Below are 24,183 nucleotides of genomic sequence, written 5' to 3'. Positions count from 1 at the left end.
TCGCAACGGAGCAGGACCATGACGGAACCGACGGTACTGCGTCGCGCCCTTGAAGACCTCGACGGACTGGACTTCGTGGTACTGATCGGCAGTCGCGCGAGGGGCGATGCGCACGAGCAAAGCGACTGGGACCTGGCCGTACAGTGGTCGGACGCCCCTGATGATGCCCTCGACGCTTTCGCGCGGGACGAGTCCCTGCGTCGCCGGATTGCGGCCGCGTTGGGCACCCACGACGACCGGGTCGACATCGTCAATCTGGAGCGGGCCGGACTGGCCATGCGGGCCGTGGTCGCCGGGGAGGGCATTCCGGTGGTCGGCGAGGATCGACCGCCATGGGCGTGGTTCCTGACACGTACCTGGCGCGAGCTGGAGTTCTGGGAATGGGAGCGTGAGCATGCAGCTTGAGCTCTATCTCCAGGAAGTGCGGCATCTGGCCGGCCGCCAGAGGGCCGTGCTGGACGAAGCCGCCGAACGCCTCCGGCCCCGGTCCTGAAGCCCGAGCCTCTGAACGAAAAAGGGCCCGGACGGAGACGTCCGGGCCCTTTTGTGCGCCCGCCGGTCGGGGCGGGCGCGGGGTGTTTGCCGGGGCTGGCCTCAGCTGAAGGCTTCGCCCGGCTTCACGCCCAGGGCCTTGAGGATCATGGCCAGCGGGCAGAAGCCGGTGAAGGCGGACTGCAGCAGATTGAGGCCGACAAAGCCGGTCAGCAGGAGCCACAGCGGGCTGAACTGCCAGGCCAGGATGGCACTGATGATGATGACGGTGCCGGCAAACGCCATGACGATGCGGTCGATGCTCATGGGGATCTCCTCCTCGTATATCGATTTCTTCTAATGTACAGCCGTCGCCGGGCGTCCACAAGGGAGGCACCCGGCGTGGCCCGGTGCTCCGGCGCGCGCGAACGGACTCAGCGCTCCTCGATCGGCACGTACGAGCGCTCGGGATACCCCGTATATAGCTGACGCGGGCGCCCGATGCGCGATTCGGGGTCCTGCATCATCTCGTTCCAGTGCGAGATCCAGCCGACCGTGCGGGCCAGGGCGAAGATTACGGTGAACATGTTCAGCGGGATGCCCATCGCGCGCAGGATGATGCCGGAGTAGAAGTCGACGTTGGGGTAGAGCTTGCGCTCGATGAAGTAATCGTCCTCCATCGCGATGCGTTCGAGTTCCATGGCCACGTCGAACAGCGGCTGGTTGTCGGCGCCCATGTCGCCCATCTCTTCCAGCAGTTCGTGGCACATCTTGCGGATGATCTTCGCGCGCGGGTCGTAGTTCTTGTACACCCGGTGGCCGAAGCCCATCAGGCGGAAGGAGTCGTTCTTGTCCTTGGCCCGGGCGACGAACTCCTCGACGCTCTTCCCGCTGTGCACGATCTCCTCGAGCATGCGGATGACCTTCTCGTTCGCGCCGCCGTGCAGCGGACCCCACAGCGAGGCGATGCCGGCGGAGATCGCGGCGAACGGGTTGGCCTCGGAGGAGCCGGACAGGCGCACGGTGGAGGTCGAGGCGTTCTGCTCGTGGTCGGCGTGCAGGATCAGGATCAGGTCCAGCGCGCGCACGAACACCGGGTTCGGCTGGTAGGGCTCGCTGGGCACGCCGAACATCATCGACAGGAAGTTGGCGGTGTAGGACAGGTTGTTGTCCGGGTACATGAACGGCTGGCCGTTGGCGTACTTGTACGACCAGGCGGCGATGGTCGGCATCTTGGAGATCAGCCGGTGCGCGGCGATGCGCCGGTGTTCCGGGTTATGCACGTCCACGTTGTCGTGGTAGAAGGCCGACAGCGCCCCGACCACGCCCACCATGATCGCCATCGGGTGCGCGTCGTGGCGGAAGCCGTCGAAGAAGCGGCGCACCGCCTCGTGCAGCATCGAGTGCTCCTTGATGATGCGCGAGAAGTCGTGCAGCTCGTCGGAGGACGGCAGGTCGCCGTTGAGCAGCAGGTAGCAGACCTCCAGATAGGTGCTCTCGGAGGCGAGTTGCTCGATGGGGTAGCCGCGATACAGCAGGGTACCTTCGTCGCCGTCGATGAACGTGACGTCCGAGCGGCAGCTGGCGGTCGACATGAACCCCGGATCGTAGGTGAAGTAGCCGAGCTCCTTGTACAGCGCGCGGATGTCGATGCAGTTGGGCCCGTGCGAACCCTCCTGTAGCGGCAGCTCGATGCTCTTGCCGGTGGAGTTGTCGGTCAGCGTGACGGTCTTGCTCATGGAACGGCCTCGCGTGGAATCGATGATGGCGACCAGACCCGAATGGTAAACCAATCGTTCCGCGGCCACAGCCGCACATGTGCACGCTAGCGTTGGCACCCCGGGTTTTCCGAGACAAGGCGCGTCGCGCAGCGGGTAGTGGTTCTACCCGCAAGCGGCGCAACGCAGGATCGGGGAACCCGGGGCGCCAACCCCGAAGGGGCTCGGCCGCTTTTGCGCGCGCACGGCGTTGCGGCTCCCTTGTGCAGAATGACTGCACGGCGGTCGCCGCGCCTTGTTCGCACGCAAAAGCGACTCGAGCGCGAACGTGCATATTGATCAGCGTTTCCCTAAGATTGTGCATCTCTCAACAGACCTCTCCGGGCATGTTCGGTTTCCGCAAAAAGAAAAAGTCCGAAGACTCCGCGAACGACGCCACGCCGGCCGCCGAGGAAAAACCGGCGCGCGGCGGGTGGTTCCAGCGCCTGCGCCAGGGCCTGTCCAAAACCGGCCAGGTGCTCAACGCCGATCTCGGCAGCCTGTTCCGCCGGCGCATCGACGACGAGCTCTTCGAGGAACTGGAAGAGCGCCTGCTGATGGCGGATGTCGGCCTGGAAGCCACGCAGAAGATCATGGACCGAATCACCGGCGAGGTGAAGCGGCGCGAGCTCGACAACGCCGAAGCGCTGATGGACGCGCTGGAAAACGCGATGATCGAGGTGCTGGAACCGGTCTCCGAACCGCTGACCCTGCCCGATGATCCGGGGCGGCCGTTCTCCATCCTGGTGGTGGGCATCAACGGCGCGGGCAAGACCACCACCATCGGCAAGCTGGCCCATCACTTCCGCGCCGACGACTTCTCCGTGATGCTGGCCGCCGGCGACACCTTCCGCGCCGCGGCGGTGGAACAGCTGCAGAACTGGGGCGAACGCAACGAGGTGCCGGTGATCGCCCAGGGCACCGGCGCCGACTCCGCCTCGGTCGTCTACGACGGCCTTCAGGCCGCCACCTCGCGCGGCATCGACGTGATGATCGCCGACACCGCCGGGCGCCTGCACACCCAGACCAACCTCATGGACGAAGTACGCAAGGTCAAGCGGGTGATGGGCCGGCTGGATGCGCAGGCCCCGGACGAGGTCCTGCTGGTGGTGGACGGCGGCACCGGGCAGAACGCCCTGAGCCAGGCACAGCAGTTCCACGAGGCGCTGGGCCTGACCGGCATCGTCGTCACCAAGCTGGACGGTACCGCCAAGGGCGGGATGATCTTCGCCCTGGCGGAACAGCTGGGCGTCCCGGTGCGTTTCATTGGCGTGGGCGAGAAGCCCGAGGACCTGCAGCCCTTCGACGCCCGCAGCTTCGTACGGGCCCTGCTCGGCCGGGACGACGACTGACCCGTCGATGATCTTCCTGCAGCGCGTCACCAAGCGGTTCGGCTCCCACTCCGAGGCCCTCAGTCAGGTCAGCCTGAAGATCGACCCCGGGGTGATGGCGTTCATCACCGGCCCGTCCGGGGCGGGCAAGAGTACCCTGCTGCGCCTGATTGCCGGGCTGGAACGTCCGACCCGTGGCCGCCTGCGGGTCAACGGCTTTGATCTCGATCAGCTCTCCGCGCGCGACATCCCGCAATTTCGCCGCAGCATCGGACTGGTATTCCAGGATCACCGCCTGCTGTATGACCGCCCGGTGTACGACAACATCGCCCTGCCGCTGGAGATCATGGGGTACCGGCGACCCGAGATCCGCCGCCGGGTGCGCGCGGCGCTGGACAAGGTGGGCCTGCTGCAGCGCGAAGGGGCACGGCCACAGACCCTGTCGGCCGGGGAACAGCAGCGGGTCGGGATCGCCCGCGCGATCGTCCACCGCCCGGCCCTGCTGCTGGCGGACGAGCCCACCGGGAACCTCGACCCGGCGCTGTCGCGCGAGATCCTCGCCCTGTTCGCCGACTTCAACCGCATCGGCATGACCGCGCTGGTCGCCTCGCACGATCAGGATCTGGTCGAACGCATGCCGCACCCGGTGCTGCATCTGGAAGACGGGCGCATCGAGGCCCGCGCGCGCCAGGAGGCCGGCGCATGAACCGCGCCCGGGCCCTGCGCGACCGCCTGGGCGCGTGGCGCGAGGCCCACGCGGACGCCGCGCGGCGCAGCCTCGCACGGCGGCTGCAGGCCCCGGTCATGTCGCTGATCAGCATCGCGGTGCTGGGTTTCATCCTCGCGCTTCCTGCATTCCTGTGGGTCCTGCTGGACAATGCGCGGGCACTCTCCGCTCACGTCGACCATGAACCGCGCATCGCGGTCTATCTGGAAGCCGGCGAGTCCGACGCACTGCAGGAGCAGGCCCGGGAGCTGGAGCGGCTCGCGGATGTCGGCCGCGTGACGGCCATCCCGGCCGAACGCGCCCTCGAGGACTATCGCGCCGACCTGGCCGACCCGGCCCTGCTCGACTGGATGGACGGCAACCCCCTGCCGGACACCCTGGACGTGGTGCCGCAGCGCAGTGATCCGGAAACGGTCACGCGCCTCGAGACGACCCTGGCGGAGCGTTTCCCCGACGCTACGCTGGTCAGCGATGACGAGTGGGTGCGCCAGCTCAACGCGCTGTACCAGCTCGGTACGCGGGTCCTCACGATCGTCGCCGGCCTGCTGGGCCTGGGTGCCCTGCTGGTGCTGGCGCTGGCCAGCGCGTCGGAACTGCGCGAGCGGCGCGAGGAGATCACCATCGCGCGGATCAGCGGCGCAACCCACCGTTTCCTCCGCCGACCATCGCTCTACGGCGGCATCTATGGCGGGCTGGGCGGCGGGCTGTTCGCCGTGCTCCTGCTCTACCTCGGCACCTGGCAGGCGCGCGAACCGCTGGAGTCGGCCGCCGGGGCATTCGACATCGACTACGCGCTGCGACTGCCGGGACCGGAAGTCGCGCTTGGCATCATCACGGCGGCGGTGCTGCTCGGCTGGGCCGGCGCGCGCCTGGGCAGCGGCCATGCCCTGCGCGATGCCCCCTGAATCTCCGCAGGTGAATCCCCGCGCAGCCGGCTGGCTTGAAATACGGGCCGGACACCCCATATTCCGGAACTCTTGCGGGGTTTAGCACTCAAAGGAATCGAGTGCTAAGGTTGAAACGGTTACGAACGGAGGGATGCGAATCCATGAGTCAGGCACTGATGCCCCATCGCGCGGACATGCCCGTCCCGGTGGGCGATCTCAATCATTACATGCAGGCGGTATCGCAGATCGAGGTGCTGGACGTCGAGCAGGAGCGCGAACTGGCGCTGGAACTGCACGAGCGCAACAACCTCGAGGCCGCCCGCAGCCTGATTCTGCACAACCTGCGGTTCGTGGTGCACGTGGCCCGCGGCTACAAGGGCTACGGCCTGCCGCTGGGCGATCTGATCCAGGAAGGCAACGTGGGCCTGATGAAGGCCGTGCGGCGTTTCGACCCGCACCAGGGCGTGCGCCTGGTCTCCTTCGCCGTACACTGGATCCGGGCCGAGATCCACGAGTACATCCTGCGCAACTGGCGCATCGTGAAGGTCGCGACAACCAAGGCGCAGCGCAAGCTGTTCTTCAACCTGCGCAGTGCCAAGCAGCGCCTGGGCTGGATGAACCGCGAGGAGGTGTCGGCCGTGGCCGAGGACCTCGGCGTCAGCGAGGCGGAAGTCTGGGAGATGGAGAACCGCCTGGCCAGCCAGGACACCAGCTTCGACCCGCTGCCCGAAAGCGATGACGAGGAGCGCGCGGCCCTGGCGCCGGCACAGCGCCTGAGCCTGGAGGACATGAGCGACGATCCCGCCCGGATGGCCGAGGAGGCCGACTGGGAGGCGCATTATCGCTCGCGCCTGGGCGAGACCCTGGAAGGCCTGGACGAGCGTTCGCGCGACATCCTGATGCGCCGCTACATGGGCGAGCAGAAGGCCACGCTCCACGAGCTGGCGGCGGAATACGGGGTCTCGGCAGAACGCATCCGGCAGATCGAGAATGCCGCGATCCGCAAGATCCGTACGGCCTTCGCCCACTGATTCGCGGATTTGCGCCCTTTCGCAGGGGCCGTGATCGAAAAAGCCCCCGGCGATTCGCGTCGCCGGGGGCTTTTGCGTTAGCGGTCTTCCGGTGCTCCCTCAGCCGAAGAGGATCACCGAGAAGAAGCTGAACCAGGAGAAAATGATCAGCGCCGCCGTGAAGGTCAGCGGGAAATTCTCGAAGGTAAACCAGTTACGCATGACGGCACCTCAACATCCATTACGTTTTCGGGGGCAAGATTAAGCCGGTTCGGCGGCGGGCGCAAGGGGGTCAGCCGTTGCGCGCTCCCGAACCGGCCTCCTCCGGACTCCGGGAGGTCCGGGACTGTCCGTCGTCCTCATGCCGCTCTTTCTCCGCCCCGTCCCCGCCGGACCCGCTGGCCGGGGGCTGCGTGGGAATCCTGGGGTCATCGTCGTCCATCAGGATACGGTGGGCCGGCCCCTCGAGGTCATCGTACTGTCCGGAGCGGATCGCCCACAGCAACAGCAGTCCGACCACCAGGGCGAACAGCATGGCCAGCGGAATGAGCAGGTACAGGATGTTCATGCCTCCAGTGTACGGAGGCATCCGCGGGCGTCAAAACCCCGCGCGGGTACCGCTCAGGTCGAGTCACGCGGGCGCGGCGGCCGCAGGCGCAGGGCGTTGCCCACCACCAGCAGCGAACTGAGCGACATCCCCAGCGCGGCCAGCCACGGGGTCAGGATGCCGGAAGCGGCCACGGGCAGGGCCACGACGTTGTAGCCGATGGCCCAGATGATGTTCTGCCGAATCACGTGCCGCGTCGCCCCGGCCCGCTCGAACACGCCGGGCAGGCGGTCGAGGCGATCCGACAGCAGCACCAGGTCCGCGCGGGTGCGCGCGAGGCTGCTGCCGCCGCCCATCGCCAGGGATACGTCGGCCCCGGCCAGCACGGGAGCATCGTTGACCCCCTCGCCCGCCATCAGCACGCACTCGCCACGTGCCTGACGTTCGCGCACATGGGCCAGCTTGTCGTCCGGCGACAACCCCCCGTGGGCTTCCGCGATCCCGAGCCGCTCGGCGAAACTCGCTGCCGCCTCGGGCCGGTCGCCGGTCAGCAGGACCACCCGCAGGCCGCGGTCCTGCAGGGCCCGGACCGTGTCCGCGGCCTCGGCGCGCGGGGTATCCGCCAGCCAGAAGGTCGCCACCACCCGGCCATCCACCGCCAGCCACACCGGCGAGGCCAGCGGGTCGGGCGAGGTGTTCGGACCGGTTGGCGGGACGGCGGGCATCAGCGACGCGCCGCCGACAGCGACCGGATGCCCGTCGATCGTGCCGGTCAGACCCTCGCCGGGGTGATTCTCGACCCCGGCCGCGACCGGCTGCCCGCCCGCCTCGGCGACCAGCGCGCGTGCCAGCGGGTGTTCGGAATGCCGCTCCAGAGCCGCGGCCCAGGCCAGCGCGCGCCCGGGATCGAAAGCGGGGTCATGTACCTCGGTCGCCACCCGGCGGGGCCGCCCTTCGGTAAGCGTTCCCGTCTTGTCCAGGCACACGGTGGTGACACCGGGCAGGGCCTCCAGCGCGGAGCCCCGGGTCAGCAGAACGCCGTCGCGCGTCAGGGTCCCCGTGGTCGCGGTGAGCGCCACCGGCGTCGCCAGGGCGAGGGCGCACGGGCAGGTCGCGACCAGCATGGCGACCATCACCCACAGGGCGCGGGCCGGGTCGATCAGGAAATACCAGACAAGCCCGGCCAGCAGCGTGAGGATCAGCACCGCGGCGACGAACCACCCGGTACCGGCCTCGGCCATGCGCGCGACCCGCGGCTTTTCGGTCTGCGCCCGATCCAGCAGTCGCTGGATCGCCGCCAGGGTGGTCTCCGCTCCGACCCGGCGGACCTCCACCACCAGCGGGCTCTCGACGTTCACCGTGCCTCCGACCACGTCGGTACCGGCACTGGCCGGGCGCGGCTCGGGTTCCCCGGTCAGCAGGGCCCGGTTGACCGTCGATCGCCCGTCCACCACCACGCCATCCGCAGGCACGGATTCACCCGGGCGTACCTGCACCCGATCGCCGGGCTCGAGCTCCGCCACGGGCACCGACTCGGTTTCGCCATGGGCGGTGACCCGGCGTGCGATCGCCGGGACCAGACGGTCCATGCGATCCACCGCTTCGCTCGCATGCTGGCGCGCCATCAGCTCGAGGTAACGCGAGGTCAGCAGGAAGAAGACGAACATCACCACCGACTCGAAATAGACATGCTCGCCGGCGCCGGAGAACACCGCCCACACGCTGGCCAGGTAGGTCGCGATGATCGCGATGCTGACCGGCACGTCCATTCCCAGTTGTCGGTGGCGCAGGTCCCGCCACGCGCTCTGATAGAACGGAATCGCGGAGTACAGCACCACCGGTGTGGCGAAGATCGCGGCCACCAGGCGCATGAAATCGATGATCGACTCGTGCTGCGGATCTCCCTCGCCCAGCCACAGGGCCACGGCGAGCATCATCACCTGCATCATGCCGAGCGCGGCAACCCCCAGGCGACGCAGGGCGAGCCCGCGTTCGCGCGCCAGAGCCTGTTCGCGCGTGCCGGGGTCGTAGGGATGGGCGCGATAACCGATGTCCCGGATCGCACGCAGGATATCGGACAGCGCCAGACGCTCGGGGTCCCAGGTCACCCGGGCCCGATGCGTGGAGTAGTTGACGCGGAATTCCTCGACGCCGTCCAGTGCCTGGACGTGGCGCTCGTTCAGCCAGACGCAGGCCGCACAGGTCATGCCCTCGAGGATCAGCGACGCCTCGCGACGTTCACCCGAGGCGGCCTCGCGCGCCGTCACGAACTGGCGCTGAACCGCCGGGGCGTCAAACAGTTCGAGTTCGCGCAGCTCGTCGGGGACGATGCTGTCGCCCGATGCGGCCGGCGGCGCGGTGCGATGATGATAATATGACCCGAGGCCGCGCTCGATGATCGCGCCCGCAACGGCCTGGCAGCCGGGGCAGCAGGTGGGGCGCCAGGTGCCCTCGAACTCCACCGAGTAGTCGGCACCGGGGGGCACCTCGAGACCGCAGTGAAAACAGTGCTCCTCCGGCGCCGCCTCCGACGGGGCCGGTTCGTTCACCGCATGCTGACTCACGACAGGGTCAGACGCATGGCCTCATCGGGACCCGCGCCGTCAGCCCGAGTGACCGTGAACGCGCGTGTTCGCCTGCTGTTCGACCTGCGCCCCGTCGCGTTCGACGAAGAAGCGCAGGTCCCAGCGCCCGGCCTCGGGAAGGGCCACGTCGACCTCGTAGAATCCGTCACCCCGTTCGCGCATGGCGAAAGGCTGATCCTTGCGATGGTCGGCGAGCCAGAGGAAGGTACCCGTGACTTCGGCCCCTTCCAGAGGACGGCCCTCGGCGTCGCGGACCTCGACCCGCAGGGTCTCGGTCTGTCCCTTGCGGGGCTCTCCCAGCCACCCCTGCCGGATTTCCCAGCCACGCGAGGCCTGCTCCTCCAGTTCGCTCATGCGATGCACCGCCAGCGCCTGGTCGCGGTCCTCGAAGCCGTCGACCAGCCCCGGGAACGCCGAGGTCACACGCTCCACGGGGGCGTCCGGCTCGGGCAGCAGGGTACCGATGAAACGGTCCGGCATGCCGTTGTGGGCGAGGGTAATCAGCACGGCCTGAACCGTCGCGATGATGGTAAAGAACCCGACGATCACCATCGGGGCCCAGTGCAAACGACCCACGTGGGCCTTGCCGGCGGCTGCCTCGGCCTCCTTCTGGCTGAACACGATCCCGAGCCCGTAAGGCACGATCACGTACAGCGCCAGATGGATGGCGAAGACATCGGCCCCCTGCCAGGTAAGGATGGAAGCCGGGATGAACACGAACAGCATGACCGCCACCACGACGGCAGCCGCATGATAGGCGCGCAGGCGCGTGAAGCGGTAGATCAGGAAGAACAGCAGCGCCAGGGCGGCACTGCCCAGGCCAAGGGTAATAACCAGGTTGCTCATGATGCCTTCAACGTCCACGGGGACGGGGTTGCGTCCGGTGTTTGCGAACCCCGGCGTATCCGTTTGCCGGGGTAGAGGTCCGCCCTCCGGTCAGCGTGCGTAGCTGAACTGGGAGCCGATCGTGTAGGGGTCGATCCGACCCTGACGATCCGTAATCACGAAGTCGAACGGGATCCGGGATCCGGAGGCATCCGCCGGGACATCGTAGCGCACTCGCGCCAGCACCGTCAGGCGTTCGCCCGGCTCCAGGCGGATGTCCGACACCTGCCCCAGATCCAGCGTGGCATCGTCCAGACCAGCGATTCCCAGTTCAAAGTCGAGCACTTCCTGACTCGTATTGTTCAGGCGGATCTCGTAGGAGTTCTGGATCTGGCCGTCCGACATCTGGACGTAGAGGGGCTGGCGGACCTGATTCACGTTGGCATCCATCGGCGGACGATCCAGGATGCTCGCCACCAGGGCCCCCAGGATGACCAGCATCACCGCCCCGTAACCCACGGTCTTCAGGCGGATCGGGTGCGTCTTGCCACCTTCCAGCTCGCGTTCCGAGGTGTAGCGGATCAGGCCGCGGGGCCAGCCCTGCTTGTCCATGATCGTGTCGCAGGCGTCCACGCACAGCGCGCAGTGGATGCACTGATACTGGAGACCGTCCCGGATGTCGATCCCGGTGGGACACACCTGCACGCAATAGCCGCAATCAATGCAGTCGCCGACGCCCGCCGCCTGGCGCTCCTCGCGCGTCTGAAGCCCCTTGACCGGTTTCGCCCGCCCTGCCGAACCTTCGCCGCGGTCCTCGTCGTAGGACACGATCATGGTGTCCTTGTCGAACATCACGCTCTGGAACCGCGCGTACGGGCAGATAAAGGTGCAGACCTGCTCGCGTGCCAGCCCCGCGGCCGTGTAGGTGGTGGCCGTGAGGATACCCGCTGTCACATAGGCCGCGAAGACGGCCTCGCCGACGAAGAACTGCTGCACGATGGTGGGCGCATCCCCCCAGTAGAGGACAAACCCCAGCCCGGTCGCGAACGCAACCAGCAGCCAGGAGGCATGCGTCGCGGCATATTTCAGGATCTTTTCGCCGTTCCATGGCTGCTTCGACAGCCGGATCCGCGCCGGCCGCTCGCCCTGGATCTTCCGCTCCAGGTACATGTACACGTCGGTCCACAGGGTCTGGAAACAGAAATAGCCGCAGAACACGCGACCGGCCAGGCCGGTCACAAAGAACAGAGTGACGGCCGCCAGCATCAGGAAACCGGCCAGCCAGAAAATATCCTGGGGATATACCACGAGATCGAACAGGAAGAACTGGCGACCCGGGATATCGAAGAGGATGGCCTGGTTGGGGCCGTACTCGCGCTCCCAGCGGATCCACGGAAGCAGGAAATAGACGCTGTAGGCGACGAGCAGGATACCGGTCTTGAGGTTGCGGAACCGCCCTTTAACCGAACGCGGATGGATCGGAATACGGGCTTCGTACATCGGCTGCTGTTCCGCCATCAATGCCTCCCGGGGAACGGCCCCGGATCAGGGACGCCGCAGGTCCGGTGTCCCATGGGATTTGAATCATTAACAGCTAATGCGGGTGCGAGGTCAAGAACCTCGCACCCATGCGGTCGGATATCGACGCGGCAGAGGCAGCGGGCTTACTGCCCGCCACCGAGGGAGTGCACGTAGGCCGTCAGGATCTTGATCTCTTCATCCGACAGCCGATCCGCGAAGGCCGGCATCTCGCGCTGGGCCCCGTTGCGGATGAAACGCGCGACCTGACGCTGACGCTCGCCATCGTCGGCGGCACCGTGGACGTCCACCAGACCCCAGATGTCATTGGTCAGGTTGGGCGCGCCCTGGGATTCGATCCCCTCGCCCCCGGTACCGTGGCACTGGAAGCAGCCGCCGTCATAGCCGGTGAAGACCCGCTCGCCCGCCTCGACCGCGGCCGGATCCATGTCGTAGCCGTTCATCGACAGGACGAAAGCGGAGACGTCATCCAGCTGCTCGTCCGAAAGCCTGCCCCGGTAACCGGGCATGTAACCCAGGCGCCCCTGAACCAGGGTTTCTTCGATCTGCTCGACCGTGCCGCCCCACTTCCAGTGGTCGTTCCGCAGGTTGGGATACTGGCCGATCACGCCGGCACCGCCCACCTGATGGCAGGCCGCGCACCAGGTCCCGAAGGAACCCTGCGCGTAGGCGTTCACGAAGCTCATGGCATCCGCGTCCTGCAGGATTTCGGCGTACTCCATACCCGCAACCTGCTCCAGCATGTCGCGCTGGCGCACGGCGTACTCACCGGTCTGCATGTCCCGGTAGAACAGCGCACGGGTGTTCCAGTGCGTGGTGACCTCCTCGCCGTCCTGCTCGTAGGTCACCGAGGCCAGTCCCTTGGTAAAAGTGTCGCCGATCGGCCAGGCCGGGTAGAGGACCCAGTAGACCAGGGCGAACACGACCGTGGCGTAAAAGCCCCACAGCCACCAGCGCGGCAGCGGATTGTTGTATTCGGCGAGGTCCTGGTCCCAGACGTGACCGGTGGTTTCCACCTCACCCTGACCCGGTTTGCGATTGTCCTGTGTGCTCATTGCTCGTCACTCTCGGTTTTGTCACGCCGGGACGTCGTCGGCTCCCGATGTGAATCATCATCATCCAGAGGAATGTAGCGATACGTCTCGAATTTCCGTGCACGCCGGGGGCTGGCGAACAGATAGATCACCACCCCGACGAACGTGCTCATGAACAGGATCAGGGCCAGGGTCTTGCTGTTGCCCATGTCCTGGATCCATTCCCACAAACTCAGCATGACGGAATCGAGCTCCCTGACGGCTTACCGGAATTCGGCAAAGTGGCCGTCATCGTATTCACTGAAATCGACCATGGTTCCCAGAACCTGCATGTAGGCAACAATGGCGTCCATTTCGGTAATGGTGGCGCTGTTGCCGTCAAAGTTCTCGGCCTGGGCCTGTTCGATCAGGTTTTCCTCTGCCCGGTTGATGTCGAACATGCGGGCGTGTTCTTCGCCGTACTTCTCGACGTTACGCTCGTACTCCTCTTCCGTAAGGGAGTAAGGAACGCCCACCCGCCGCAGGGCAATCATCCGGTCCTCGAGGTCGGACATGTCCAGAGGCGTCTCAGCCAGCCACGGGTAACCCGGCATGATGGATTCCGGCACCAGCGACTGCGGGTCGATCAGGTGCTGGACCTGCCACTCGTTGGAGTACTTACCGCCCACCCGGGCCAGGTCCGGGCCGGTCCGCTTGGACCCCCACTGGAACGGGTAGTCGTACTGCGACTCGGCCGCCAGCGAGTAATTGCCGTAACGCAGCATCTCGTCACGGAAGGGCCGCACCATCTGCGAATGGCAGGCGTAGCAGCCTTCCCGGATGTAGATGTCGCGCCCCCGCTGCTCCAGCGGGGTATAGGGCCGGACGCCGTCCACCTCTTCGACGGTGTCGTCGATGTAGAACAGCGGGACGATCTCGACCAGGCCGCCGACACTGATGACGGCCAGAGTCAGGACGATCAGGAGTCCGGCGTTAGTCTCTACGCTTTCGTGCTTCATGATTCCTCTTCTCCCCTGATCAGGCCGTGCGGGCTTCGGCTTCGATGGCTTCCTGACGGGCACGGGCTTCCGCCTTGATGCCCGAGCGGACCGTCATGAAAATGTTGAACGCCATGATCACCATGCCCAGGAGGAACAGACCGCCGCCGATGGCACGCACCACGTACGGCTGATGCAGGAACACCACGGACTCGGTGAAGGTGTAGGCCAGGTTCCCGTACTGGTCGAAGGCGCGCAGCATCAGGCCCTGACCGATACCGGCCACCCACATCGCAGTGATGTAAAGCACGATGCCGACGGTGGCGAGGAAGAAGTGCACGTACACCAGCTTCAGGCTGAAGAGGTTCACGTTCCACAGCCGCGGGATCAGGTGATAGAGCGAGCCGAAGCTGATCATCGCCACCCAGCCCAGGGCACCGGAGTGCACGTGGCCCACCGTCCAGTCGGTGTAGTGGGACAGCGCGTTCACGCTCTTCAGCGACATCATCGGCCCCTCGAAGGTCGACATGCCGTAGAACGCCAGCGCGGTGATCAGGAACAGCATGATCGGGTCGGTGCGCAGTTTGTCCCAGGCGCCCGACAGGGTCATGATCCCGTTGATCATGCCGCCCCAGGACGGCAGCAGCAGCAGGATGGAGAAGGTCGCCGCCAGGGTGGAGACCCAGTCCGGCAGGGCCGTCCAGTGCAGGTGGTGCGCACCCACCCACATGTACAGGAAGATCAGCGCCCAGAAGTGGATGATCGACAGCTTGTACGAGTAGATCGGACGGCCGGCCTGCTTCGGCACGAAGTAGTACATCATCCCGAGGAACGCGGCCGTCAGGAAAAAGCCCACCGCGTTATGGCCGTACCACCACTGACGCATCGCGTCCTGCACACCGGAGAACATCGGGTAGGACTGCGGGTTGAACAGGCCCACCGGCACTTCGATGTTGTTGAAGATGTGCAGCAGCGCGGTCGCAAGGATGAACGACATGAAGAACCAGTTCGCCACGTAGATGTGCGGCTGGTTGCGGCGCAGCAGCGTCATGGTGAAGACCAGGAAGTACACCACCCAGGTCACCAGGATGATCAGGTCGATCTGCCAGTTGAACTCGGCGTATTCGCGACCCTGCGTGATCCCGGCCATGTAGCTGATCACGCCCAGGATGAGCGCGAGGTTCCAGCCATAGAACGTGAAACTGGCCAGGGAGTCGTTCCACAGTCGCGCGTGACAGGTGCGCTGAACGACGTAATAGGACGTGGCGAACAGGGCGTTACCCCCGAAGCCGAAGATCACCGACGTGGTGTGCACCGGGCGGAAGCGCCCGAAGGTGATCTGCGCGATGTCGAAGTTCAGGAACGGCCACGCGAGCTGCGAGGCAATCCAGACCCCGGCGGCCATGCCGAACACGCCCCAGAGGACGGCGGCAACCGCGAACTTCTTGACGATCGCGTAGTTGTACTGCTCGGTTGAAGCGACTGACGCTGCGGGTGCGGCACCCGCGGTAGTGGCTGCTTGTGACATGACTTTTCCACCTTGCTGCGGGGAACACGAAGGTCCCGATGGATCGGGGGCTCAGAACTCTACCCCATTACCGGTCGACAAAAAAAACCAAGACCACCCCCTGCAGTCGGACATTCGTTCGAGAGCAGGGGAACTTTCTGGCCGCTGAAGGATACACCGGCGGATACCCCTGACGCGAGAGTGCACCGAGTGATTCCGCTCGGTGTTGAGGCAAATCACGCACCCGCGATTTTGACGCGGGATTTTCGAGGGAGTGCGAGCGGCGGGCTTCAGGAGACCGGCCGAATCGGGATGGTGCGCCCTTCCGGCGCGCGCGGCGGGGGCGCATCCGGCACCCAGGCGTGCCCGTACACGACCTCCCAGGTCGCCGGCAGGCGGCCTTCCACGCCGAATCGCTCGGCGTAGGCCTCGGCCACGGCCACCAGGCGCCGGGGGCCGGTAAGCCCGCGGCCACGCCCGGCCAGGGCGTTGCGCACCCCCACACCCCGCAGATCGCGCATCAGTCGGGTGAGATCGGGATAGGTCAGGGTCAGGGTTTCCTGATCCATCACCGGGTCGGCGAAGCCTGCGCGCACCAGGGCATCGCCGATGTCGTGCATGTCGATGAAGGCATTCACGTGGGCGGCCGCACCGCCGTCCACCGCGGCGAACGCCTCGCGCAGCTCGCTCAGGGTGGCCGGGCCGAAGGTGGTGAACATCCACAGGCCACCGGGCGCCAGGATCCGGCGGACCTCGGCAAACGCGCGATCCAGACTGCTGCACCACTGCAGCGCGGCGCTGGAGATCGCCAGATCCTGCGAGGCGTCGGCCAGCGGCAGGGCCTCCATGTCGGCACACAGCACCCGCGGGCGCCGCAGCCAGCGCCCGCGCCGGCGGGCCCGCTGCAGCATGGGCGGCGCGAAGTCGACCCCGGTCAGACGGGCGCTGCGATAACGGCGGGCCAGGTCGTCGAACGATTCGCCGATCCCGCAGCCCAGATCGATCACGCGTTCCGGCTGCATGCGGATCAGGTCCAGGCGTTCGAGCAGGCGCCCCTGAACCTCGCGCTGCACTGCCGCGTGCGTTTCGTAGTCGGCAGCGGCGCGGGCAAAGCCTTCACGCACCCGTGCCTTGTCGAGTTCGAAGCCGGAAGGGTCGATGTCGCTCATGCGGGGATCTCCGCCAGCGTTGCATGGATGAATTCGGCGACCGTATCGGGCGCCGCCAGCGGCAGGGCGTGCGGACCGGGCACCCGCCGAATGCGCGCCCCGGGCACCCGGGTCGCCAGATGCCGTTCCAGACCCGGCGGGATCAGGGCGTCGTCCTGGGCCAGCAGCGCGGCCAGCGGCAACCCGGCGCCCAGATCGCCACGCCGGTCCGCATCACGCAGCGCGGCGAGCCCCGCCACCAGGGCCTCGGGTCGCGCCGCCGCCGCTTCCAGCCCGCCGCGCAGGGAACGCGCGAGCGCGGCGGGCTCCCGCGCGCCCCGCGCGCACAGCGCAGCAAACTGGCGGCGCAGGCGTCCGGTGTCGCTGCCGAGCAGACGGGCAAAACCGTCCAGCTCGCGGGGATCCATTGCCTCCGGCCAGTCCGCCGCGCGCACGAAGCGCGGACTTCCCGCCACCAGCATGCGCCCCCGCGCATGCGCGCCCGGGACAGCCAGCGCGGGCAGTGCGCCCAGCGACCAGCCGGCCCACACGGGACTCTCGAGGTCGTCGGGCAACCCCGCCACCAGCTGCGCGGCGACGGCATCCGGATCGGCCAGCTCGTCACCGCCGCCGGCGGCGCCATGGCCGGGCAGGTCCGGGGCATGGATCCTCCCCGCGTACCCCCGCGCCCGCAGCGCACGGATCACGGGCTCCCAGACCGCGCCGGAGAAACCCCAGCCATGCAGCAGAACCAGCGCGGGGGCGCTCCCGTCCCTCACGAGCGCCCCCTGCCCCGGCCACGTCCCGTTGCGTATGATGGGCCCGCATTCGCCAACCGGAACCGCTCCACCATGCTCAGCGCCATTGCCATCGTCCTCGCCTATCTGCTCGGGTCCGTATCCAGCGCGATCCTGGTCAGCCATGCGCTGCGGCTGCCCGACCCGCGCACCACCGGCTCGCGCAACCCCGGCGCCACCAACGTGCTGCGCACCGGCGGACGCACGGCGGCCCTGATCACCCTGCTGGGCGACGTGGCCAAGGGCTGGCTGCCGGTCTTCATCGTCCTGCAGTGGACGGACCTGCCGGGCTGGGCCGCGGGCGCCGTGGGCCTGGCGGCCTTTCTCGGCCACGTCCTGCCAGTGTACTACCGCTTTCAGGGCGGCAAGGGTGTCGCCACCGCGCTGGGCGTCCTGCTGGCGCTGAACCCGCTGGTCGCCCTGCTGAGCGCGCTGACCTGGCTGGCGGTCGCGGCGATCTGGCGCTATTCCTCGCTGGCGGCGCTGGTGGCCGCCGGCGCGGCGCCGCTGTACCTGGCCTTCGCCCCGGGCGAGCCGGATTTCTGGATCGTCACGCTGGTCGCGGTGATGGCCCTGATCCTGTTCATCCGCCATGACGAAAACATCCGGCGGCTGATGCGCGGCGAGGAATCCCGCATCGGCGAGAAGAAAAAGCCAGCCTCCGGGGAAGACGACGCCGAAGAAGACGGCTCCGCGTAGGGCGGCTGCGGCCCGGCTTCAGCCGGTCAGCTCCGCCAGCGGCCAGCGCGCCCGGGCATGGATGACCGGGCTGCCGGCGTCGTCCACCGCCTCGGCGGCGCGCCCGGTCTGCAACCGGCGCAGGCCGGCCAGCGCGATCATCGCTCCGTTGTCGGTGCAGAATTCCGCCCGCGGAAAATGCACCGGCACACCGCTCTCGCGCGCCATGCGCTCCAGACCCGCGCGCAGGGTCGCGTTCGCGGCCACCCCGCCGGCCACCACCAGCGCCGGCGCACGGCTCTGCTTCAGCGCACGCCGGGTCTTCTCCACCAGGGTCTCGCTGACCGCCTCCTCGAACGCCCGCGCGACATCCGCCGGGGCGTGTCCGCCCTTGCGCACGGCCGTCAGCACCGCGGTCTTCAGCCCGGAGAAGCTCATGTCCAGACCGGGCCGGTCGAGCATCGGCCGCGGCAGGCGCAGCGCATCCGCCTGTCCGTCGGCCGCCAGCCGCGCCAGCGCCGGCCCGCCCGGATAGCCCAGCCCCAGGAGCTTCGCGGTCTTGTCGAAGGCCTCGCCGGCCGCATCGTCGATGCTCTCGCCCAGCAGCTCGTAATCGCCCAGCGCACGGGCATGGATCAGCTGGGTGTGCCCGCCGGACACCAGCAGCACCAGAAACGGGAAATCGAACTCGCCCTCCAGCATCGGCGCCAGCAGATGCCCCTCGAGGTGATGCACCGGCAGGGCCGGCACACCCCAGCCCCAGGCGAGCGAACGCGCCACGGCGGCGCCGGTGAGCAGCGCCCCCAGCAGCCCCGGCCCGCCGGTGTAGGCGATGGCATCCAGCTCTTCCCCGCGCATGCCGGCCTCGTCCAGCACCGCGCGCACAAGCGGCAGCAGCCGCCGGACATGGTCGCGCGAGGCCAGCTCGGGCACCACGCCGCCGTAGACCGCGTGCAGATCGGTCTGGCTGTAGAGCCGGTGCGCGAGCAGACCCTCGCGCTCGCTGATCAGCGCCACGCCGGTCTCGTCGCAGGAGGTTTCGATGCCGAGTACGTTCACCCGGGAATCATGCCCCGCGGCGCCCCGGCGGGAAAGTGCCCGCACCGGCCCCGTGTCTCCGTCACAGCCGCCCCCGGCGGTCGGGAAGGCCGGCCCGCGACAGCGAGGGGCAGTCGCGGGTCAGGGCCATGACCTGAAAGCGCTCGCCCATCTCCCCCGGCAGTGTCAGCATGCGCACCGCCTGCGCCGCGCGCAGGGTGGTCTCGGCGTCACTGGCGTCGCCCACCCGCGCATCGAAGCGCGCGGGCAGCCCGGCCGCCAGCAGGAACTCGCCCTGTGCGGCGTACACCGCGACCTCCAGCCCGACGGCATCCGCCGCCTCCGCGACCGCGGTAAAATCCACGCTGGCGGTCAGATCCATCAGCCCCGGCTGCGCCAGTGGATCCAGCACCATCTGCTGACGGTGGTAGCCCACCAGCGTCCCCTGATGCCGCTCCGGGGCGTAGAAGGCATCGCGCGGGAAGCCGTAGTCGACGATCACCACCGCGCCGCGCTCCAGATGCTCCGCCGCGGCCGCGACCCAGGCATTCTGGGCCGGACGCCACTCCGAGGTGTAACCCTCGGGCCACGGCCCGCAGCGCGCGTGCAGCTCGTACACCGCGCTGCGCAGCGGCTCCGGGGCCGGGCGTTCGGCCAGCACCAGACCGCCCTCGTCCGCGGACACGCCCATCTGCCCCACCGCCCCGTCGCGCCAGCGGAACAGCTCCACCGGCAGGGCATCCAGCACCTCATTGGCCAGCACTACGCCGCGCCAAGGCTCCCGCGGCAGGGCATCCAGCCAGGTCACCCGCGCGAAGTCTTCCGCCGGCAGCACCGCCTGCAGATGCTCGCGCTGGCGCTGGCGCAGATCGGGGCTGACCTCCAGGATCCAGTACCCCGCCCACGGCACGCCCGCCTCGCGCAGGGTGGCCAGCACGTCGCCCGCCAGCCTCCCGGTGCCTCCGCCGAATTCCAGGATCACGCCCTCGCCGCCGAGGTCCTGCTGCAGCACCGGCGCCAGCCATGCCGCCAGGGTCTCGCCGAACAACGGCGAGATCTCCGGCGCGGTGACGAAATCCCCGCCCGCGCCCAGCTTGTGCGCCCCGTTGACGTAATATCCCAGACCCGGTGCATAAAGCGCCCGGTCCATGTATTCGACGAAGGGCAGGAAACCTTCGGCCTCGCGGATGCTCTGTTGCAGGGAGTCCACCAGCCGCGCGGAAAGGTCCGCGGCCGGGTCCCCGGGGCCTGTGCTAGATTCTGCCGGCGGCATTGGTCATTCGTTCCATGCAGGGAGTTGGCAGTGGCAGAGAGTGCCCCAGGCAAGGATTCACCGAAACCCCCGGAGGACGGCGGCGAACGCCGCGTGGTCCTGATCACCGGCGGCGCGCGGCGCATCGGCGCGGCCATCGCGCGCGAACTGCACGCCGCCGGACTGGACGTCATCGTGCACTGTCGGCGCTCGCGCGCCGATGCCGAAGCGCTGACCGACGAACTGAACGCCCGGCGTCCCGACAGTGCCCGACCGCTGCAGGCCGACCTGCTCGACCCGCAGGCCCCGGAGGCCCTGGCCCGGGAAGCGCATGCCTGGCGCGGCCGGCTGGACTTTCTGGTCAACAACGCCTCCACCTTCTACCCCACGCCGGTGGGCGAGATCACCATGGCGCAATGGGACGATCTGATAGGCTCCAACGTGCGCGCCCCGCTGTTCCTGACCCAAGCCTGCACCCCCGCCCTGCGGGCGAGTGGCGGTGCGGTGGTGAACATCGTCGACATCCACGCCCTGCGACCGCTGAGCGGCTACCCGGTGTATTCCGCGGCCAAGGCCGGGCTGCATGCCCTGACCCAGTCGCTGGCACGCGAGCTGGGCCCGGAGGTGCGCGTCAACGGCGTGGCACCGGGGGCGATCCTCAGTCCCGAGGACCCGGCCAACGTCGCCCCCCACGAGGCAATGGTGGAGCGCACGGCCCTCAAGCGGCCCGGCGACCCGGCGGATATCGCCCGCACCGTGCGCTTCCTGCTGCTGGAGTCCCCCTACATCACCGGCCAGGTGATCCCGGTGGATGGCGGCCGGTCGGCCTCGCAATGACACCGGAACGCGTTAGACTGGAAGAACCGAAACCCGGAGACCGCAGGCATGCTTGACCCGAAACATTTCGATGACCTCGCCCGACGCATCACCGAAAGCCTGCCGGAATCGGTGCGCAGCGTGCAGGAAGACGTCCACCGCCAGGTGCGCAGCTCGCTGCAGGCCGGTCTGGAGCGCATGGACGTGGTGACCCGCGAGGACTTCGACGTCCAGGTCGCCCTGCTGGAGCGCACCCGCGAGCGCCTCGCCGAACTGGAGGCCCGGGTGGAAGCCCTCGAGCAGGCCGCCCGACCGCAGGACACCGATTCCGACAACTGATCGCCGCATGTGGCGCCGGCCGCGGCCGCGCCATCACCAACCAGTTGCCGCCGGGCCCGGAACGCCCGGCCCGAACAGGGAGAGGCAGGGATGCCCATCGCCATTGTCACCGCGCGCGCGACCGACGGGATCCGCGCACCGGCCGTCACCATCGAGACCCACCTGGCCAACGGCCTGCCGGCCTTCCAGATCGTCGGCCTGCCCGAGGCCGCGGTGCGCGAAAGCCGCGACCGGGTACGCGCGGCCATTCAGACCGCAGGCTTCGAATTTCCGCGTCGGCGCATCACCGTCAACCTGGCGCCCGCCGACCTGCCCAAGGAGGGCGGGCGCTTCGATCTGGGGATTGCACTGGGGATCCTGGCGGCCAGTGAACAGGTCCCGCAGAGCGCCCTGGATACCCGCGAATTCCTCGGCGAACTGAGCCTCGACGGGCACATCCGTCCGGTGGGCGGCGCCCTGCCGGCCGGACTGGCCGCCGGCGAGGCGGGGCACCAGCTGGTCCTGAGCCCCGATGACGGTCGCGAGGCCGCCCTGACCGGACGTGCCGACATCGTAACCGCGCGCCACCTGGGCGAGGTCTGCACGGCCCTCAACGGTGGCCCCGCCCTGCCCGCCGCCGAACCTCCGGCAGCGTGTCCACCGGCCTACCCCGACCTGGCCGACGTACGCGGCCAGCATCGCGCACGCCGCGCGCTGGAGATCGCCGCCGCCGGCGGGCATCACCTGCTGATGGTCGGACCGCCGGGCAGCGGCAAGTCCATGCTGGCCGCCCGCATGCCCGGGCTCCTGCCGCCCATGGATGACGCCGAAGCCCTGGAAACCGCCGCGATCCACAGCCTGCGCGGTACCCGGCACCTGCACGAGGACTGGCGCAGCCGCCCGTTCCGGCAGCCGCACCACACGGCCTCGGGCGTGGCCCTGGTGGGGGGCGGCGGGACGCCCCGCCCGGGAGAGATCTCGCTGGCCCACAACGGGGTACTGTTCCTGGACGAGCTGACCGAGTTCGACCGGCGGGTGCTAGACGTGCTGCGCGAGCCCCTGGAGACCGGCGTCATCCACATCTCCCGCGCCGCCCACCAGGCCGAATTCCCGGCGCATTTCCAGCTGGTCGGCGCCATGAATCCCTGCCCGCAGGGCTTCGACTGTGACCTGGGGAACGCGTGCCAGTGCACCCCGGAGCAGCGCGGGCGCCATCGCAAGCGGCTGTCGGCGCCCCTGCTGGACCGGATCGACCTCGCAATCGACGTACCGCGCATCCCGCCGGCGGAACTCGGCCGCGACACCCCCGATCCGGACGCCGAGGACAGCACCACGGTCGCCCGCCGCGTGGCCGCGGCGCGCCGGCTCCAGCTGGAACGCCAGGGCTGTCTGAACCGGATGCTGGAAGGCCGCGCCCTGCAGCAGCACGCCCGCCTGCCCGAGGAAGAACGGGCGCTGCTGGATGCCGCCGCGGAACGTTTTCGCCTGTCGGCCCGGGCCTACCACCGGATCCTGCGCGTGGCCCGCAGCCTCGCCGACCTGGCCGGGGCACCGACGATCGGCCGCGCCCAGCTGACCGAGGCCCTCAGCTTCCGCGCCCTGGACCACTGGCGCGTGGAGTAGACACGAAAAAGCCCCGCCACGACGCGTTCGTGGCGGGGCTTTTCGCAGCCCGGCCTCAGGACTCGTCGAACGTCGCGATATAGGCAGACAGATCGGCGATATCCTGATCCGACAGATTGCGCGCGTTCGGCGCCATCAGGTGGGTGTCATCCCCCACGGTCTCGCCGGCGCGGTACGCCACCAGACGACCGGCAATGAACTCCGCCGTATTCCCGGCGATGGCCGGGAAGATGCCCACGCCCTGCCCCCGGGCGCCGTGGCAGGCGACGCACGTGCCGTACAGCTGGTTTTCCGCGCGCGTGGCGTCACCCGCAGCCAGATCGATGCCGTTGACGGTTTCACCATTGCCATTCGTGGCGGCTTCCTCCGCGGCGGCCTCCTCCTCGGCGGCGGCCTCTTCTTCCTCGCTCGCGGCTTCCTCACCGTTGCCGTTCTCCGCGGCACCGTTGTCCGGCGACCAGCCGTGATCCACGTCCGCCTGATCCAGCATGTAGGCGACCGCCTGGCGAACCTCGTCGTCGCTCAGGCTCGGGTCCCCGCCCTTCGCCGGCATCGCATTGAAGCCGTTGATGGAGTGATCAAAGAGGGTATCCATGCCCTTGTCACTGAAGCGCGAGGACCATTCGTCGGTGTCGTCCACGATGGGCGCACCCGAAGCACCCGTGTCGTGACACGCCGCGCAGACATTCTGGTAAATATCCCCCGGACTCAGATCGGCCGCTTCCTCGTCCGCCACGTCCACCGGACCGGCCTCGACCCGTCCCGCCGGAGTCAGGCGTTCCGTCAGCTGTTCCTCGGTAATGGTGGTGCGTTCCGCCGTGCCCATCTGGCCGAGCCAGTTCACCAGCTGGGCCACCAGGAAAATGACCGCGCCCGCCAGCGCGATTGCCGAGATGAACAGCAGCACCTTGTTCCCGGCATCCATCTTGATCGGTTGATTCGCCACTTCTCTCCCTCCGAGATCCGGCCGAATGCGGCCTTGATTTTGGTTTCCCCTGGAATCCGGGCGCGGCCCTGAAAGCTGCGGCGCACGGGCGCGCACGAGGGGCGAGAGTATAGGGCATCCGGCGCAACCAGACCACAAACCAAGTACAGCACTCAAAAATCACTGGACGAAAAAGGCCGCGCGGCGTACCATTTCGCTCCGTAGCGCCCGTAGCTCAGCTGGATAGAGCGCCACCCTCCGGAGGTGGAAGTCAGAGGTTCGAATCCTCTCGGGCGCGCCATTTCCCGCAAGACCCAGACCCTGCCATCCGATTCGGGGGGTCACTGGTGAACCTCCCACGACGGCCGATGACGACATTGAAGACGGGGCA

24 protein-coding genes and 1 tRNA gene are annotated in these 24,183 nt (G+C 68.1%); 10 read left to right on the top strand and 15 right to left on the bottom strand.

The features are described 5' to 3' along the window. Positions 1-18: 18 nt before the first annotated feature. On the top strand, positions 19-405 hold the full coding sequence (locus F790_RS0100630) for a nucleotidyltransferase domain-containing protein (protein WP_019590574.1): 387 nt from the start codon (positions 19-21) through the stop codon (positions 403-405). Positions 406-594: 189 nt separating this feature from the next. Here the strand turns inward: F790_RS0100630 and F790_RS0100620 are convergent, their stop codons facing one another. Then, positions 595-798 carry a DUF2892 domain-containing protein gene (locus tag F790_RS0100620; RefSeq protein ID WP_018871287.1) on the bottom strand — a complete coding sequence of 68 codons (204 nt, stop codon included), beginning with the start codon at positions 796-798 and terminating at the stop codon, positions 595-597. Positions 799-905: 107 nt separating this feature from the next. Then, positions 906-2,210, bottom strand: a complete 1,305-nt coding sequence (locus F790_RS0100615) for a citrate synthase (protein ID WP_026279629.1) — start codon at positions 2,208-2,210, stop codon at positions 906-908. Between the two features lie 365 nt (positions 2,211-2,575). On the opposite strand from F790_RS0100615, the gene ftsY reads away from it, so the two are divergent. The 4 genes from ftsY (at position 2,576) to rpoH (ending at position 6,204) form a co-directional block, all read left to right on the top strand. After that, positions 2,576-3,580 carry a signal recognition particle-docking protein FtsY gene (ftsY, locus tag F790_RS0100610; protein WP_019590573.1) on the top strand — a complete coding sequence of 335 codons (1,005 nt, stop codon included), beginning with the start codon at positions 2,576-2,578 and terminating at the stop codon, positions 3,578-3,580. 7 nt (positions 3,581-3,587) lie between these two features. Further along, a complete protein-coding gene (ftsE, locus tag F790_RS0100605) occupies positions 3,588-4,265 on the top strand; it encodes a cell division ATP-binding protein FtsE (protein ID WP_019590572.1) in 678 nt (225 codons plus the stop codon). Continuing rightward, positions 4,262-5,191, top strand: coding sequence for an ABC transporter permease (locus tag F790_RS0100600; protein WP_019590571.1), 930 nt, complete (start codon positions 4,262-4,264; stop codon positions 5,189-5,191). Before ftsE ends, F790_RS0100600 begins: the two co-directional genes overlap by 4 nt. 143 nt (positions 5,192-5,334) lie before the next feature. Further along, positions 5,335-6,204, top strand: a complete 870-nt coding sequence (rpoH, locus tag F790_RS0100595; protein WP_019021593.1) for an RNA polymerase sigma factor RpoH — start codon at positions 5,335-5,337, stop codon at positions 6,202-6,204. Positions 6,205-6,475: 271 nt separating this feature from the next. On the opposite strand, the gene ccoS is transcribed toward rpoH, so the two are convergent. The 10 genes from ccoS to F790_RS0100540 all read right to left on the bottom strand — a co-directional run bounded on the left by ccoS (position 6,476) and on the right by F790_RS0100540 (position 17,124). Beyond that, on the bottom strand, positions 6,476-6,751 hold the full coding sequence (ccoS, locus tag F790_RS14970) for a cbb3-type cytochrome oxidase assembly protein CcoS (RefSeq protein WP_019021592.1): 276 nt from the start codon (positions 6,749-6,751) through the stop codon (positions 6,476-6,478). Positions 6,752-6,804: 53 nt separating this feature from the next. After that, positions 6,805-9,294: a heavy metal translocating P-type ATPase gene (locus F790_RS0100580; protein WP_019590570.1), complete on the bottom strand. Its 2,490-nt coding sequence runs from the start codon at positions 9,292-9,294 to the stop codon at positions 6,805-6,807. Between the two features lie 39 nt (positions 9,295-9,333). Further along, positions 9,334-10,161 carry a FixH family protein gene (locus F790_RS0100575; protein WP_026332811.1) on the bottom strand — a complete coding sequence of 276 codons (828 nt, stop codon included), beginning with the start codon at positions 10,159-10,161 and terminating at the stop codon, positions 9,334-9,336. A 90-nt stretch (positions 10,162-10,251) separates the two neighbouring features. After that, positions 10,252-11,658 (bottom strand): cytochrome c oxidase accessory protein CcoG, encoded by a 1,407-nt coding sequence (gene ccoG / locus F790_RS0100570; RefSeq protein ID WP_019021590.1) that lies wholly within the window; start codon positions 11,656-11,658, stop codon positions 10,252-10,254. A gap of 146 nt (positions 11,659-11,804) precedes the next feature. Next, a complete protein-coding gene (ccoP, locus tag F790_RS0100565; RefSeq protein ID WP_018869083.1) occupies positions 11,805-12,734 on the bottom strand; it encodes a cytochrome-c oxidase, cbb3-type subunit III in 930 nt (309 codons plus the stop codon). After that, complete coding sequence (locus tag F790_RS0100560) at positions 12,731-12,952, bottom strand: cbb3-type cytochrome c oxidase subunit 3 (RefSeq protein WP_019570135.1); 222 nt, start codon at positions 12,950-12,952, stop codon at positions 12,731-12,733. The genes ccoP and F790_RS0100560 overlap by 4 nt, the downstream gene beginning before the upstream one ends. 24 nt (positions 12,953-12,976) lie before the next feature. Continuing rightward, positions 12,977-13,711 (bottom strand): cytochrome-c oxidase, cbb3-type subunit II, encoded by a 735-nt coding sequence (gene ccoO, locus F790_RS0100555; protein WP_018869081.1) that lies wholly within the window; start codon positions 13,709-13,711, stop codon positions 12,977-12,979. Positions 13,712-13,730: 19 nt separating this feature from the next. Further along, positions 13,731-15,218, bottom strand: a complete 1,488-nt coding sequence (gene ccoN / locus F790_RS0100550; protein ID WP_024329217.1) for a cytochrome-c oxidase, cbb3-type subunit I — start codon at positions 15,216-15,218, stop codon at positions 13,731-13,733. 269 nt (positions 15,219-15,487) lie between these two features. Then, a complete protein-coding gene (gene bioC / locus F790_RS0100545; protein WP_019589898.1) occupies positions 15,488-16,366 on the bottom strand; it encodes a malonyl-ACP O-methyltransferase BioC in 879 nt (292 codons plus the stop codon). Beyond that, entirely contained in the window at positions 16,363-17,124 is a 762-nt protein-coding gene (locus F790_RS0100540) for an alpha/beta fold hydrolase (protein WP_019590568.1), read from the bottom strand. The genes bioC and F790_RS0100540 overlap by 4 nt, the downstream gene beginning before the upstream one ends. A 72-nt stretch (positions 17,125-17,196) precedes the next feature. On the opposite strand from F790_RS0100540, the gene plsY reads away from it, so the two are divergent. After that, on the top strand, positions 17,197-17,841 hold the full coding sequence (plsY, locus tag F790_RS0100535) for a glycerol-3-phosphate 1-O-acyltransferase PlsY (protein ID WP_019021587.1): 645 nt from the start codon (positions 17,197-17,199) through the stop codon (positions 17,839-17,841). An 18-nt stretch (positions 17,842-17,859) separates the two neighbouring features. On the opposite strand, the gene tsaD is transcribed toward plsY, so the two are convergent. Together tsaD and F790_RS0100525 are read right to left on the bottom strand one after the other, a co-directional pair. Then, on the bottom strand, positions 17,860-18,879 hold the full coding sequence (gene tsaD / locus F790_RS0100530) for a tRNA (adenosine(37)-N6)-threonylcarbamoyltransferase complex transferase subunit TsaD (RefSeq protein WP_019590567.1): 1,020 nt from the start codon (positions 18,877-18,879) through the stop codon (positions 17,860-17,862). Positions 18,880-18,940: 61 nt separating this feature from the next. Next, positions 18,941-20,131 carry a class I SAM-dependent methyltransferase gene (locus F790_RS0100525; protein ID WP_019590566.1) on the bottom strand — a complete coding sequence of 397 codons (1,191 nt, stop codon included), beginning with the start codon at positions 20,129-20,131 and terminating at the stop codon, positions 18,941-18,943. 93 nt (positions 20,132-20,224) lie between these two features. Here F790_RS0100525 and F790_RS0100520 point away from each other — a divergent pair, with 93 nt between their 5' ends. From F790_RS0100520 to F790_RS0100510, 3 genes are all read left to right on the top strand, one after another. Next, a complete protein-coding gene (locus F790_RS0100520; protein WP_038036510.1) occupies positions 20,225-20,947 on the top strand; it encodes a pteridine reductase in 723 nt (240 codons plus the stop codon). Between the two features lie 48 nt (positions 20,948-20,995). Next, positions 20,996-21,265: an accessory factor UbiK family protein gene (locus F790_RS0100515; RefSeq protein WP_018869073.1), complete on the top strand. Its 270-nt coding sequence runs from the start codon at positions 20,996-20,998 to the stop codon at positions 21,263-21,265. A gap of 90 nt (positions 21,266-21,355) precedes the next feature. Beyond that, the gene (locus tag F790_RS0100510; RefSeq protein WP_019021584.1) at positions 21,356-22,867 is read left to right on the top strand and encodes a YifB family Mg chelatase-like AAA ATPase; all 1,512 of its coding nucleotides are present in this window, start codon (positions 21,356-21,358) and stop codon (positions 22,865-22,867) included. A gap of 55 nt (positions 22,868-22,922) precedes the next feature. On the opposite strand, the gene F790_RS0100505 is transcribed toward F790_RS0100510, so the two are convergent. After that, positions 22,923-23,813, bottom strand: coding sequence for a c-type cytochrome (locus tag F790_RS0100505; RefSeq protein WP_018869071.1), 891 nt, complete (start codon positions 23,811-23,813; stop codon positions 22,923-22,925). Positions 23,814-24,016: 203 nt separating this feature from the next. On the opposite strand from F790_RS0100505, the gene F790_RS0100500 reads away from it, so the two are divergent. Then, positions 24,017-24,093, top strand: a tRNA-Arg gene (locus F790_RS0100500). Positions 24,094-24,183: the final 90 nt, after the last annotated feature.

Source organism: Thioalkalivibrio sp. ALE20 (genome assembly GCF_000381405.1).
Lineage (GTDB): Bacteria > Pseudomonadota > Gammaproteobacteria > Ectothiorhodospirales > Ectothiorhodospiraceae > Thioalkalivibrio.
The sequence above is the reverse complement of the archived record's forward strand: the minus strand, read 5'-3'. Positions and strand labels throughout refer to the sequence as shown.

Coding starts and splice junctions, on each gene's coding strand:
- F790_RS0100630 (WP_019590574.1), top strand. CDS start 19: ATGACGGAACCGACGGTACTGCGTCGCGCCCTTGAAGACCTCGACGGA.
- F790_RS0100620 (WP_018871287.1), bottom strand. CDS start 798: ATGAGCATCGACCGCATCGTCATGGCGTTTGCCGGCACCGTCATCATC.
- F790_RS0100615 (WP_026279629.1), bottom strand. CDS start 2,210: ATGAGCAAGACCGTCACGCTGACCGACAACTCCACCGGCAAGAGCATC.
- ftsY (WP_019590573.1), top strand. CDS start 2,576: ATGTTCGGTTTCCGCAAAAAGAAAAAGTCCGAAGACTCCGCGAACGAC.
- ftsE (WP_019590572.1), top strand. CDS start 3,588: ATGATCTTCCTGCAGCGCGTCACCAAGCGGTTCGGCTCCCACTCCGAG.
- F790_RS0100600 (WP_019590571.1), top strand. CDS start 4,262: ATGAACCGCGCCCGGGCCCTGCGCGACCGCCTGGGCGCGTGGCGCGAG.
- rpoH (WP_019021593.1), top strand. CDS start 5,335: ATGAGTCAGGCACTGATGCCCCATCGCGCGGACATGCCCGTCCCGGTG.
- ccoS (WP_019021592.1), bottom strand. CDS start 6,751: ATGAACATCCTGTACCTGCTCATTCCGCTGGCCATGCTGTTCGCCCTG.
- F790_RS0100575 (WP_026332811.1), bottom strand. CDS start 10,161: ATGAGCAACCTGGTTATTACCCTTGGCCTGGGCAGTGCCGCCCTGGCG.
- ccoG (WP_019021590.1), bottom strand. CDS start 11,658: ATGGCGGAACAGCAGCCGATGTACGAAGCCCGTATTCCGATCCATCCG.
- ccoP (WP_018869083.1), bottom strand. CDS start 12,734: ATGAGCACACAGGACAATCGCAAACCGGGTCAGGGTGAGGTGGAAACC.
- F790_RS0100560 (WP_019570135.1), bottom strand. CDS start 12,952: ATGCTGAGTTTGTGGGAATGGATCCAGGACATGGGCAACAGCAAGACC.
- ccoO (WP_018869081.1), bottom strand. CDS start 13,711: ATGAAGCACGAAAGCGTAGAGACTAACGCCGGACTCCTGATCGTCCTG.
- ccoN (WP_024329217.1), bottom strand. CDS start 15,218: ATGTCACAAGCAGCCACTACCGCGGGTGCCGCACCCGCAGCGTCAGTC.
- bioC (WP_019589898.1), bottom strand. CDS start 16,366: ATGAGCGACATCGACCCTTCCGGCTTCGAACTCGACAAGGCACGGGTG.
- plsY (WP_019021587.1), top strand. CDS start 17,197: ATGCTCAGCGCCATTGCCATCGTCCTCGCCTATCTGCTCGGGTCCGTA.
- F790_RS0100525 (WP_019590566.1), bottom strand. CDS start 20,131: ATGCCGCCGGCAGAATCTAGCACAGGCCCCGGGGACCCGGCCGCGGAC.
- F790_RS0100515 (WP_018869073.1), top strand. CDS start 20,996: ATGCTTGACCCGAAACATTTCGATGACCTCGCCCGACGCATCACCGAA.
- F790_RS0100510 (WP_019021584.1), top strand. CDS start 21,356: ATGCCCATCGCCATTGTCACCGCGCGCGCGACCGACGGGATCCGCGCA.